Genomic DNA, 13,904 nt, shown 5'->3' on the forward strand with positions numbered 1-13,904 from the left:
GCGGAAAGCTTCACAGCATTTTATACACACTTAAATTACTTAATGTTCATAATCCATAATATATTCTATTTAAAATCGCTTTGAGATTGGAGAACTTCCATGCGTACTTGCAATGCTGGAGATTGCACATCTATATTATTCTCTTGAAAACCTAATAATATTAGTCGATGAAGATCATGACGTAATGGCATTCGGTGTTCCATCTCCGCAGCATGAACACGTAACTCAAATGATTGTAAACCCTGTTGCAAATCTACTAAAAAAGCTTCTGGTGTTGGATTTTTTAAGACAAAACGACAACTACCTGCAGCGTCTAGTAAAACCTTTACTACCTCTTCAGTATTAGCACTAAGTGATGCTGGAATACTTAATACCACCCTGGTGACAGAATCTGACAATGACCAGTTAGTAAACTGCTCAGTAATGAAAGACCGATTTGGTACAATAATCTCTTTACGATCCCAATCAGTGATCGTAGTAGCTCGAGTATTAATACGTGTCACACTTCCAGTTAGATTACGAATAGTGACTGTATCACCAATTCGGATTGGTTTTTCAAATAAAATAATTAACCCCGAGATAAAATTCGCAAATATCTCTTGTAATCCGAAACCTAATCCCAAACTTAAACCAGCAACTAACCACTGTAATTTTGACCAATCAATACCGATTAATGAAAAACCGGTTAAACTACCCAGTAAGACAATAAGATACTTACTAGAAGTAGTAATTGCATATCCTGTACCTGGCATCAAATTGATGTGCTGTAACAGTACTAACTCTAATAAAGCAGGCATGTTACGTACTAATTGAGTAGTAATAAGAAATACGAGAATAGCATGCATCACTGACCCCAGTGTTATTGGTTGTACGGTATCAACACCATGCATCATGCTACTAACATCCCAAAGATGAATATTTTCTAAAAAACTAAATGCAGCATGAATCTCAGACCACAAAGCAATGATAAATACTAAAGCAATTAAGGTAAGGAGAGATCGGACGAGTCGCAGTGATTGCGTACTAATAGAATCTAAACTCATATTTCGTTCTTCGCTCTCAATATGATCAACCATACCTCTTTGAGTAGATAGCCCATCATCAATACGAGCGCGTTGAGAAAGAATCTCTGCACGGCGTATACGCGCTCGATCAAAAGCAATTCGACGTCTCTGAATTAACATCCAACGACGAATAATACAATACACCACTAACAGAACAAATCCGATAGCTAGCGATATACCTAATCTAGCTAATAAAGCTTGCGCAGTGTCTAGATAGCCAATACACGTCGCTAAAATTGCTACTACTGGAGTGACAATGATCATGTTCCAAACAATATTATTCATTACATGAGCAACATTACCGCGATGATTTAAATATAGCGGAATACCAGCACGTTTTAATGTGCCTGCCATCATACTTAGAAGTCCGCAAATAAGCATAAAGCACATGCGACCCAATGTAGAAGAAAATCTATAATCTAAGAAGTTCTCAAAAGAGATAGACATGATAATTAAAGGCACCATAATCCAAAGACATAATGTATAACAACGCATAGCAAGCACTACTTGATGCTTTGGCCATCGAAAATGCACAGTAAATAGACCATTTTCGCAAGCAAAAATCTTACAAATCATCAACCCCCACAGCAACGGCACGCTAGCAACAACACCCTCTCCTATAGCTACTGCAATCGAGTAAGGCCAAGAATTCTGTAAACCATATCCTAATGCTTCTAGTAACATGGGTAATGGAAGGGAAGCCAAGATAGACCAAAACAAAGTACGTATTGTGAGATTGAAGTTATCTTTGGTAACTTTCCCCACCTTTCCTGAAGCACGTTTAAGAAAATCATGAAAATGACGGCGTGAACTTAAGCTACAAAAAACTAACAAACCAGATAAAAAAAGAGGTAATAACGTAGTTTGACTGGTGAACATCATTACAAGTGCTTTACCTAATTGACCCAGTACATCCGATGAAAATAATATTCTTAAATCATTTAACCATGCACGAGGGTAATTAAAATTCATTGCATTGACATCAGGTGTCCAAAATAAATAACGATGAGTTGCATCTTTTACTTCATTAAATGCCTCAACTAATTGACTATTGGCCACATTTAACTTAGTTAGCTCTAGTGTAAGAACATCAGAACCAGACAATAATGAAACTAACAGCTCATGCTCAATTTGAAATTGTAACAAAAGAAAATTTTCTTGCTCTGTGGTTAATGCAGCATCCCTATGCTGCTTGAAAGAATTTTTTCTTTCAAAAAGATCTGAATAATATAAACGTTTAGCACGTAACTCAGCCATTTCTCTATCTAACTGCTGTGGTTTTAGGATTTTTGGAAGACGCGCTACTAATCCCCTTAATGCTTCCCCAAGTACATTAGAGGCGCCTAACCACTGGGACTGTTCACAGATAGTACTTAGTGCCTGACGAATCTGAATCGTCTGCTCAGCGGCAGTCCGCTGCTGAGTAACTACTCGCTCCCTACGCAAAGCCTGTTTTTTGAGTTCTTCAGAGAGCTGGCAATTAAGCTGCCATTGCTCGATCACAATACGCGGCATTCCCTCTATATTGGCTTCTAGCTGCTTATTAGCACCTAGGGATAGATCTACCTCATTTCGCTTGTGACTATATGGCTCATTACGCAATACTGGTGGTATGCTCTTGAGAGAAAAATCCTGCTGCTGATAAATCTTAGCATACGTATATAGAAGCTCTTTCCGATGCTCAGCTAAAAATTTTTCTATCTTGAGTTCATCAACTCGAGATTTAAGTATATTCAGCTCTTTTTTTTGTTGTATTAAGTATGATGTTTTGTTTATAGTACTTAAAGGAGCTGGCGCGAGTAATTGATGGTTGACTTGATGTAAAAAGATACAAAATCTATATTGACTCTGTAACAGAGCAGATAATGAATGACTCATTTTTTGAATACAATTATACTCTGACTGCGCTTTCCAGCTATCCGCTATTATCTGGTTATTAAATTGCACATTTTCTTGCTTAAAATCGCTAAATCCCATATTGCTACACGCTGGTTTACATGACGGGTTTTTCGTAAAAATCTGCGGATGTGATTCGTGAGACTGTTTGCGAAAATCATTAATAACCCGCAGATATTCTCGAACCAGATCCATTGCTTTCTCATATTCTTCTATCGACTGCAATGATATAGAATGAATATCATGGCTCCATTTATCCTTGATGATGCTATTTATCTTAAGCTTTACCTCCTCATGTTCCTGCTGCAGGTTTAATGTATTTTGTGCATTAGAAAAATGCACTGGTTGTAGAGCGATCCAACCTACACAAGTAAAAAACAACAAATAGAACATCATAATCACATCATCAGTTAAGTATATGCGCTTGCAGAATTTCTATTTTCATCTCTGGTTGCAAAAGGCGCACCAAGACGAACTTGGCTACCTGCCAACAGACTGGAATCTAGTATAATCTTACCGGACGAAAATAAAGTAATAACCGTTGAACCCAGTTTAAATCGACCCATCTCATCTCCTTTTCTTAAAGTTATAATATCGCTTTCTGTGTGATTAACTGGCCAATTCCAACACTTAATAATACCCTGACGCGGTGGTGTCACAGTTCCTGACCAAACAGTCTCAATACTACCGACAATAGTAGCACCAACTAAAATCTGTACCATTGGTCCAAAGGGAGTGTCAAAACGACAAATTAAGCGTTCATTGCGTGCAAATAAATTAGGCATACTTGCTCTCATGAGAAAATTAAGCGCATAAAGATCACCAGGTACATAAATCATCTCACGTAAAATGCCATTGCATGGCATATGGACACGGTGATAATCTTTTGGAGAGAGATAAATAGTCACAAACATACCATCTTTAAATAACTCAGTCATAGTGTAATTACCGGCTAGCAAAGATAAAAGAGAATAGGAATGTGCTTTAGCTTGTACAATCTGATCACCCTGAATCAATCCCAATTCACTAATTATACCGCTTGCAGGACAAATAAGTAGATTAGAATTACTTTTTACTGGATATAGATCATCACGTAAAGGACGTACAAAAAACTCATTAAAAGTATTGTAACTGGCGGTATCAGTCTGCTGAAATTCTTGCATGTCTACTTTATAGTACCAAACAAATGCATCAATTACAGCCTTAGTCAACCATCCTAAACGTCTTTCAGCAGCCCATCCAACTAATTCAGTCAAAGCTTTCTTGGGCAAGATATGATTTACAGCGCGTTGAATAAACTCAAACATGTTTACCTCCTTACATGCAGTAGAATATAGAATTAATTAATAAAGAAAATCATCAAACTTTGATTTATATTAAACTATCAGTAGGTTAAATAACCTAATTTAACCTATAAACTATTACATAATTCATCTATATCTGAAGAAAGCAGAAGGCCATGGATAGTCTGTCTTTCTCGATGTCTGGCATGCTTATGCAAATAAGTTAATAGAGCCACTGTGCATCCTAAAATGATCTTTCACGTATCATACTATTATCTTTTTATTATTAATTTATTTTTTAATATATATGTTTTATGTTTCATAGGATCACAAAACCAGCTATGCTAACTATTTATAGATGATCAATTTTTATATAGATATGGATACACTATGAGCCAGATATACTCAGATAACTCTTTCACCATTGGTCATACCCCCCTTATTCGACTAAACCGCATTGGTAATGGACGAATTTTAGTAAAAGTGGAATCACGCAATCCTAGCTTTAGTGTAAAATGTCGTGTTGGCGCCAATATGATTTGGGATGCAGAAAAACGTGGTATTCTTCAAAAAGGCATGCAGTTAGTAGAACCCACAAGCGGAAACACAGGCATTGCCTTGGCTTATGTAGCAGCAGCACGTGGCTATAGATTAACGCTAACTATGCCTGACACAATGAGTATTGAACGCAGAAAGTTATTAAAAGCGTTAGGGGCTAATGTAGTGCTAACTCAAGGTGAAAAGGGCATGAAAGGTGCTATTAGCAAATCAGAGGAGATTGTCGATAGCCATCCAGAAACATGTATTCTACTACAACAATTCCACAATCCAGCAAACCCTGAAATTCACGAAAAAACAACAGGTCCAGAAATCTGGAAAGATTCTGGTGGCAATATAGATGTATTTGTTTCTGGCGTCGGTACTGGTGGCACTCTCACTGGAGTAAGTAGATATCTTAAAAATATTCAAGGAATAAAAAATCTCGTGTCAGTAGCAGTAGAACCGAGTGATTCTGCGGTAATTTCTCAAGTGTTAGCAGGCAAAGAAATGAAACCTGGTCCACATAAAATTCAAGGTATTGGAGCCGGATTCATCCCGAATAATCTGGATCTTAATCTTGTAGATCGTGTAATTATAATCACAAATGAAGAAGCGATTGCCGCTGCACGCTTACTCATGCTGAAAGAAGGCATATTAGCTGGCATATCTTCTGGTGCAGCTCTCGCTGCTGCACTTAAAATACAAAAAGAGAAAAGTTTTATATCAAAAAATATAGTTGTCGTTCTTCCATCTTCTGGGGAGCGATACCTTTCTACCGCTCTTTTTTCGGATCTCTGATCGAAAGCACACATCTGTATATTTAATTATCACATTCAGATACATGCTTCGTCTTTAATTTTTTTAAAATATACCTAATGTATATCTAATACAAAGATGTTATTTTCATCAACCAGAGTATCTGTATCACTTATGATCAGATACTCAAATATTATTGATCATAATACTACTAAGATAAAATACATGTACTGTGATTATAAAAAATGTTTTTCATGGTTGCTTTTTTGTTAGAGAACACATAGATATTTATCTTATGTATACTAAGACTCTAATATTTTTATTTATACTACGCGTTTAACACAACAATATACATAAAAATATTGAAAAGCCATATACTTTGACGTATGCATAGTTATATACATTATACATTATAATGCGATTATCTTTTTTAGATACTAATAATACTGCGTGTGTGATTTATCAAAATATTTTTTTATATTGTATATCTACCATTGTAGAGGAAAATAAGTAAGAATATGATAAATTTTCTATTAAATTTTTCCACCAAAGATAAAAATATTCAGATTATTTATGCATAGTATAACTATCTTAGTTATAAACGCATACCGTCACACTCAGAGTTACAATATCAAAAATATTTATTGATTATAGACATGTATATAAGCACTAGAATATTGAGATGATATTCCACTTAGGTATCTAACATTTCATGATCGTGTACACCGACGATTTTTAAAAAAGAAAAAACTTCTCTGCAATTATGTCATCATTAGTCTTTACTTCCTCTATATTATAGGCTTTGTTAAAAGGTGTTGAAGAACATAAAGATTATAGAGGAATGTGGAACCGACGCGTGACCACTACATAAGCTAAGAGGGAATATGAAACCTACAGACATAGAGAACATAACACACTGCCAGTGACAAAGCACTTTTGTTATGTCGATCATATATTTTTTAAACTCTTTTGATTCATAAATCATTGCAAATACACATGAATAATTCATGAAAATACATCACTTTAATGGCAATACGATCTGATATAAAAAATATTTTTGGTGCTGATACCCAGATTCGAACTGGGGACCTCACCCTTACCAAGGATGTGCTCTACCAACTGAGCTATATCAGCATCGTATGGAGCGGACAACGGGAATCGAACCCGTATCATCAGCTTGGAAGGCTGATGTAATGTCCATTATACCATGTCCGCATCTAAAAAATACCTATCTTGTATATTTCTCTATCTGCAATAACACGTATCTATCTACTGCGAGGATGGGATCATTACACGTTATTTCTTATGCGTATATAAAATAAATAAAAGTCTTTAATGTTATTAAATTACAAAGCACTGGATTTCGCTTAATATACTCAACTATCAAGATCTTCTATTACATCACTGCATCAATTACTGGAAAGATACTAAACTTCAAATCCTGAGTGTCTATTAGAAGTTAAATTGTGGTGGGAGAAGGATTCGAACCTTCGAAGTCTATGACGACAGATTTACAGTCTGCTCCCTTTGGCCACTCGGGAATCCCACCAATACTCTGAATGGTGCCGGCTACCGGAATCGAACTGGTGACCTACTGATTACAAGTCAGTCGCTCTACCAACTGAGCTAAACCGGCATTAAATACACCTTATTTTAAAAAGACCCTATCTAATATGCAAGTAAAATTATTCATTTATCCTAATAAAAATAATTTCTTCTAAACACTTTCTTTAAATTTCATAATCTTAAAATAATCTATCATTTGCAGTCTATAAAATCTAGTCTCTTCCAATATCTTTTCCATTGATCCTACTTATGTACTGATATATATTCCAATAAATCATAATCCTAATCCATAAGATAACATATCTTTTTTCAGCTTACCCGCGTGATTTGCTATTATAAATCCCAAATTACGTACCATCGTGAATGGTAAGCATGTGTGACTAAATGTCAAATTCAATAAATCAATTCCATTTTGCATCAAGTAATTATCTTTTTGCCGTTTTTCTTGATATCTCTGCAAGACCTCTATCGAAGCCCACTGATCCGAATGTTCACGCGCCTCTCTGAGAACTGTGATTAACGCAGATACATCACGATAGCCAAGATTTACCCCCTGTCCTGCCAGTGGATGTAGCGTGTGCGCTGCATCACCGACTAATGCTAGCCCAGATAATATATAATGCTTGGCATGACTACGATACAATGGCAGCGTCGTGGTCGCTAATGGGTTTACTTTGCCAACACGAGAAGGAAAGTGTCTCTGGATTTCTTTTTGCAACTGAGACATAGTTAGTGACTGCAACCTATGAAGCTGCGCTGGTTCATCATACCAAACAAGCAAAGCCCAGCGCCCGAAAAGCGGTAAAAAAGCCCGAGGACCAGATGGAGTGAGTTGTTGCCAAGTGCTATCTCCCGGGTTATAACTACAATATACACTAATCAGCAGGCAAGATTGCGCATACCTCCAACTATACCAAGTAATATTTACTAATTGTCTTACCTGTGAATATGCACCATCTGCCCCCACCACTAACCGTGCCTGTAAATTCTTGCCATTATTTAGGATAAGATTCCAATAATCTTTTCTTTTCTGCAAATCTATTAATCGTGTGTTATAAAAAATAGGTACTGACTGAGTATATAATTGTTGTGATAATGCATATTTTAATACATGGTTTTCCACCATGTATCCTAATTCAGACAAACCAAGTGACTGAGCATTAAATATAACACGAGCTATCTGATACTCCCAAATTTCCTGTGTACGATAAGGCGCACAGCGCATAATCAGAACACGTGGCCATACTCCTATCTTCTTTAGTAACGATACTGAAGCAGCAGTAATAGCCGATATTCGTAAATCGGGATAAGATAGAGGGTTAAATATTGGGGGTGAGGCTGCCTCTAGGACTACCACTTCAAAGCCATGCTGCGATAAACCACTAGCTAATGCGGCACCGATCATACCACCACCAACTATGATGATCTCAATGGTGTTTTTATGTCTCTCATGTAGCATTTTTTGTATAGCTGCTCACTAATCATATAACTACGTATAACCATGTATGTTATTTATCGTACAGAGTTAACCTATAACCTTTGCGCTACTTTTTGAGTTTATCCACATAGGTGGAGCAACGGATTCCCTATAACTGATGCTCATACAAAATATACTATATTTTCTTGAGTCTGATATCTTTTATGAGACATAATTAGAATCCAAAAATATGTTGTAATTTTAAATAGTGTATTAGATTTGTTAAATCCGTGAAAGCAAACAAGTGTTGTTCAACAAATCAACTGACTCAATAACTTTTCATAAATATAAGTTTTTTCTATCTAGATTCGTGATCCATATACCTTGTATATCTTTCTAGATTATGATTTCCTGTATTCTAATGACGGATAAATAGTAGATTACAGAGCATTTATAAACATTCTAAATAATAACCAGTGTATAAAATACATATAAAACCAAACCATTATAGCTTACAAACCCTCTTATCCACTCTAATCCGAATAGATAGAATCTATTCAAAGCACTAGATCATAGTATCACTATTATAGCATGATGACAAGTCATAATACTTATTATGCATAATTTAGAATAATCATAACAATTAACTATGATATATCATCTAACTCAACTATGAGATATGATCTGAAATACCTGACAGAACCTTCGAGAAAAAACCGTGAAAAAATATCAAATAAAGACTATAACTATTATATCTATAATATATCTACTTCTGCAATGTATACACGAACATGATGCTAAAAAGCATTATTTATAAAGTATAAAATATAGATCATGGTTGAAGTTATGCAAGAAGCTAGCCTTAAAGGCTCTACAGTCGATATTATTAAAGATAATGCCATGTAACATACAATCTGTCGAATGTGTTTAATCTCTATTAAAACATTAAAATTACATAAAAAACCTCATGTGCAAGTATAGATGACTATCATGTATTTATTTGATAATGCAAAATAATCTTTTATATAGTCCATACAAGATTTCTCGGATGCATTGCATTCATCCATAGTCTTGTGCACGCAATGTGCCGTATTACGTTTTGTGCAGAAATGAAGTAATCCTGTTGTATGATGCCGAGTCTAAAAAGCATATAATACTGTGAAGAAATTGAGCATATGTAATACTACCAATAAAAACCAAAATCATACTCACAGCGATCATATTTTGTTAATAATCAGGTTAAATACATACTAACATTATGATCTGTCGTCATCAAAACACAAATAACATAAAATATTCAGCTCATTACATAAAGTAATAGTATTAAGAATAAAAATGTATCAATATTAGGAGGAGTGGAAAGCAGCTACAAACGATACAAAAATTATTTAGGGCAAGTCTGATCAGAAGAGATGGAACATGAAAGGTAAGTTTATTGTTGTTGAAGGTTTAGATGGGGCGGGAAAAACCACATCGTCTTATGCAATAGCTGCAGCACTACGGCAAAACGGTGTGGATAAGATTATCCACACCCATGAACCAGGCGGAACACCACTTGCAGAAAAACTACGTCAATTAATAAAAAAAGATAAACATCAAAAAGAGCATATCCGATCTCACACCGAGTTATTGATGTTATACGCCGCACGCATACAACTAGTAGAAAATATCATTAAACCAGCGTTAGCACATGGAACATGGGTTATAGGAGATCGTCATGAACTCTCATCACAAGCATATCAGGGAGGGGGTCACGGTATTAGACATGATTTTATACGCCGTCTCAAGAAGGAAGTTATGGGTAACTTTGTGCCAGATCTTATCTTGTATCTAGATGTCACCCCTGCAATTAGTGTACATAGAATCAAAAAACGCGGAACACCAGACCGTATGGAAACACAGTCATTGCACTTTTTTACCCGCGTGCGTGACTATTATTTAACTATGCTTAAAAGTAATAATCGCATTAAAAAAATTGATGCCACTCAGTCTCAGGAAAAAATGAATGCAGATTTAAAAGACATCATTACAAAATGGTTTCAAGCGCAGAAACTAGAAAGCACGAAGATATCCCTCAAATAAATGAGTGAATCCGTCGGTCTCTAACCATAATCCGCTTTCAAATATTTACAATAAAGAAGCCTATGTAATATGCGAAAAGCTGTCAATGACACCATAAAAATACAGAAATTCTCAGTCAACTCACATCATTTCTATTATATTAGCACTGATCATCATGATAAGTATCAAAAATATTACTTACATGTAATGACTGTCATATTGAATGTTTCATTAGTAGAGTCAAATCACGATCATAATACAAACTGTAGCTCAAACAGTAAAACAGAGCTCTTTTAAGTTAATAGATTAACTAGACGTGCAGAGACCCATATATCTCTGATAGCATGATGTAGCCCATTATGAGCATACTCACATATATCTGTGTCTTATAACATATCACCGTTGTATAAACAGTACTCATCTATGACGAACTCATAAAATGCCTACATATTTCTGGTTTTTAGCATACGCATTCCTATAATTAATTATAGTTGACATAAAAATTTTATCCACAGCAATCACCTTTAAAAAATGATATATAAGTTAAATACAAAATTTAGTATATTGCCTTATGTCAACCACAAGACGAAATAGAAAATGATGTCTAACTTTTAAAAAATACAAAAAAGACTTCTTAAACACCAATATTCGCATGAATCATCTGTAAGTCCTTAATCTTTAAAACCATCTTAATAATTTTCTGATACCAAAAGACACTACTAAGGACACTCTAGAATATGAGTTGCATCAAATTAATTGTTGGCCTAGCAAATCCTGGTGAGAAATATACCACTACTAGACATAATGCTGGAGCTTGGTATGTTTATATGTTGGCTCAACATTACAATCAGATCCTAATAGAAGAAAAAAAATTTTTTGGATATACTGCATGTTTAAAGATAGGTACATACGATATAAGATTATTAACTCCTACCACTTTTATGAATCATAGTGGAAAATCCGTTGCTTCAATGGCAATGTTTTACAAGATCCCTGCTCAGGAGATCCTGATAGCACATGACGAACTTCATCTACCACCAGGTGTTGTGAAACTCAAACAAAATGGTAGTCATGGTGGCCATAACGGGCTTAAAGATATTATTAAAAGTCTGGGTAACGATGCCAGTTTTCATCGGTTACGAATTGGTATTGGACACCCAGAAAACCGCAATAAAGTGGTGGAGTTTGTCCTTGGCACCCCTTTAGAATCAGAACAACAATGTATCAATAATGCTATTGATAGAGCAATATATTGCACTGAAATCTGGTTTAAAGAAAATCGTCTAAAAGGGATAAATCAGCTACATAGTATGCAAAAAAATAAGGGTAATACATCCAATAGCTAAATCGATCTCTCACAATAATTAAGTCTCATTAATTTAGAACAGCTATTATTTCAATAAGTACTATCTTATATTGTGATTCTATAACAGGATGTTATATCAGATCGCTATCATGATAACGATCATAATACTGATCTGCGCTCTCTAATAAAAAATATCATATATACTACAGAAAGAATGCGATCATCTAAATTATCTTTTAAATATATTATCATATTATCACACTATATGATAAAAATAGGAGTTATGCTCATTACACGTATCATGAACATATATGCATTATACTCTCATCATATATATCTGAATAGCATAATTATATTTAACATACTTTTATTTTTAATCGCACCGTCTACTACATAGTAGATCACACGACAATGAATCATATAATTATCAGTGGACAAGCAATGATTTTATAAGGCAAGATATATAATCGTTTGTGAACACCTAATACAAAATATGTCGTATAAACAAGGTCCCATACAAAATCAACGAATATCTTCTTTATGTAGTAGGAAAAAAGTATAATACAACGATACCTCTATACACAATATATATACGATTTTTAAAGTACATAATAACTTATTTGATAACTACTATTGTGGTATGCAGTTAGAAAAAACAAAAAGAAAGAGCACCACCTCCTACTAAACTAGTAAGAGACAACATAAAAGCACTATACACTCACAATATGTATTGTGATTATTTTTGTCATTTTGTAAATGAAGAACAAGGTATGGTAATAACTACTAATCGTATTGATATCTTATTTTATAATCTTTTACGTTACTAAAAAGCACCCTTTTAAAATACTAGTAGTCCATACAAGATGGTGTCAGTATCCGTATAAAAGGGGACTATAAAATATATTTTAGATATCAAAAAACTACACTAAAAATAAACAACCAGCGTTTTTATATATTATTTTATAACCTCTAACATAATCACTTCAATAATATAGGATGATCATGTCATCTTTTTGCTCAAGTTGTAAATTTACTCTTAAAACGCCTGAAGCAGTATTAGTTTTTATTACTATGATTTGGGGCGGGAGTTTTTTGATCGTCAATCATATAATGACAATTAGCGGACCATTTTGGTTTATTGGAGTGCGCTTTGCTGTAGCTACACTAATTGTTATGTTAATGTCATGGCGAATCCTCAATATGATAACTTTCAAGGAAGTGCAAGCTGGTGCATTAGTAGGATTAGCTATAGGATGTGGATATAGTTTACAAGCTTACGGAATGCAAACTATTACTGGAAGTAAATCCGCTTTTATCACAGCGCTTTATTTACCCTTAATACCATTATTACAATGGATATTTCTTGGATTAAAACCAAATTTATTGTCCTGGACAGGAGTAATTTTTTCTTTTAGTGGATTACTACTTCTATCGAGTTCTAATCATGGACCTCTAATGTTTACTCACAGTGAAATAGCTACTTTATTAAGTACATTAGCCATCTCAGCTGAGATTATACTAATTAGTACCTATGCCACTCAAGTCAACGTGCAACGAATTACAGTTGTCCAGCTTGGTGTCGCTTCATTATCTAGCTTTCTTTGTATGCTGCTTAACGGAGAACCAGTACCGTCGCTTACGCCTTCTCTACTATATAGTACAATCGGCTTAGGTATTGCCAGCGCACTGATTCAAATTACGATGAACTGGGCTCAGTGTAGCGTGTCGCCCACACGTGCTACGATTATTTATGCAGGCGAACCAGTGTGGGCTGGGATATGTGGGCATATTGCTGGAGAATATTTATCACCACGTGCTTTATTAGGTGGTACGCTAATCATAATAGGAATTTTGATTAGTGAGTGTAAATTCATACACAAGATGACTAACAAAAGAATGCAAAATAAACATCAACATCTCTGAGATACTGCTCATCAATGATAATCAGGTTTTCATCACAGTTAGATATACGTACTGTTCAAACACAGATTTTCATAAAATGCTAGACTTATGGT

General features: G+C 34.9%; 7 protein-coding genes and 4 tRNA genes. 4 read left to right on the top strand and 7 right to left on the bottom strand.

Translation table 11 applies throughout. From position 1 onward, the window contains the following. Positions 1 to 65 precede the first annotated feature (65 nt). Complete coding sequence (gene mscM, locus ERCIKOCA2762_RS02175; protein WP_157988787.1) at positions 66 to 3,353, bottom strand: miniconductance mechanosensitive channel MscM; 3,288 nt, start codon at positions 3,351 to 3,353, stop codon at positions 66 to 68. Between the two features lie 17 nt (positions 3,354 to 3,370). After that, complete coding sequence (asd, locus tag ERCIKOCA2762_RS02180) at positions 3,371 to 4,267, bottom strand: archaetidylserine decarboxylase (RefSeq protein ID WP_157988566.1); 897 nt, start codon at positions 4,265 to 4,267, stop codon at positions 3,371 to 3,373. Between the two features lie 366 nt (positions 4,268 to 4,633). Here asd and cysK point away from each other — a divergent pair, with 366 nt between their 5' ends. Beyond that, positions 4,634 to 5,581: a cysteine synthase A gene (cysK, locus tag ERCIKOCA2762_RS02185; protein WP_157988567.1), complete on the top strand. Its 948-nt coding sequence runs from the start codon at positions 4,634 to 4,636 to the stop codon at positions 5,579 to 5,581. Between the two features lie 1,016 nt (positions 5,582 to 6,597). Here the strand turns inward: cysK and ERCIKOCA2762_RS02190 are convergent. The 5 genes from ERCIKOCA2762_RS02190 to ERCIKOCA2762_RS02210 all read right to left on the bottom strand — a co-directional run bounded on the left by ERCIKOCA2762_RS02190 (position 6,598) and on the right by ERCIKOCA2762_RS02210 (position 8,564). After that, positions 6,598 to 6,673: transfer RNA gene (locus tag ERCIKOCA2762_RS02190), tRNA-Thr, on the bottom strand. A 6-nt stretch (positions 6,674 to 6,679) separates the two neighbouring features. Further along, positions 6,680 to 6,754: transfer RNA gene (locus ERCIKOCA2762_RS02195), tRNA-Gly, on the bottom strand. A 252-nt stretch (positions 6,755 to 7,006) separates the two neighbouring features. Beyond that, positions 7,007 to 7,088: transfer RNA gene (locus tag ERCIKOCA2762_RS02200), tRNA-Tyr, on the bottom strand. Between the two features lie 11 nt (positions 7,089 to 7,099). Then, a tRNA-Thr gene (locus ERCIKOCA2762_RS02205) sits at positions 7,100 to 7,175 on the bottom strand. Positions 7,176 to 7,379: 204 nt separating this feature from the next. Next, complete coding sequence (locus ERCIKOCA2762_RS02210) at positions 7,380 to 8,564, bottom strand: FAD-dependent monooxygenase (RefSeq protein WP_157988568.1); 1,185 nt, start codon at positions 8,562 to 8,564, stop codon at positions 7,380 to 7,382. 1,377 nt (positions 8,565 to 9,941) lie between these two features. On the opposite strand from ERCIKOCA2762_RS02210, the gene tmk reads away from it, so the two are divergent. From tmk to ERCIKOCA2762_RS02225, 3 genes are all read left to right on the top strand, one after another. After that, entirely contained in the window at positions 9,942 to 10,604 is a 663-nt protein-coding gene (gene tmk / locus ERCIKOCA2762_RS02215) for a dTMP kinase (RefSeq protein WP_157988569.1), read from the top strand. A 716-nt stretch (positions 10,605 to 11,320) separates the two neighbouring features. Next, on the top strand, positions 11,321 to 11,929 hold the full coding sequence (gene pth, locus ERCIKOCA2762_RS02220) for an aminoacyl-tRNA hydrolase (RefSeq protein ID WP_157988570.1): 609 nt from the start codon (positions 11,321 to 11,323) through the stop codon (positions 11,927 to 11,929). A gap of 962 nt (positions 11,930 to 12,891) precedes the next feature. After that, on the top strand, positions 12,892 to 13,812 hold the full coding sequence (locus tag ERCIKOCA2762_RS02225) for a DMT family transporter (protein ID WP_157988571.1): 921 nt from the start codon (positions 12,892 to 12,894) through the stop codon (positions 13,810 to 13,812). The last annotated feature ends 92 nt before the right edge of the window (positions 13,813 to 13,904 follow it).

Source organism: Candidatus Erwinia haradaeae (assembly GCF_900698935.1).
Classification (GTDB): Bacteria; Pseudomonadota; Gammaproteobacteria; order Enterobacterales; family Enterobacteriaceae; genus Erwinia_E; species Erwinia_E haradaeae_D.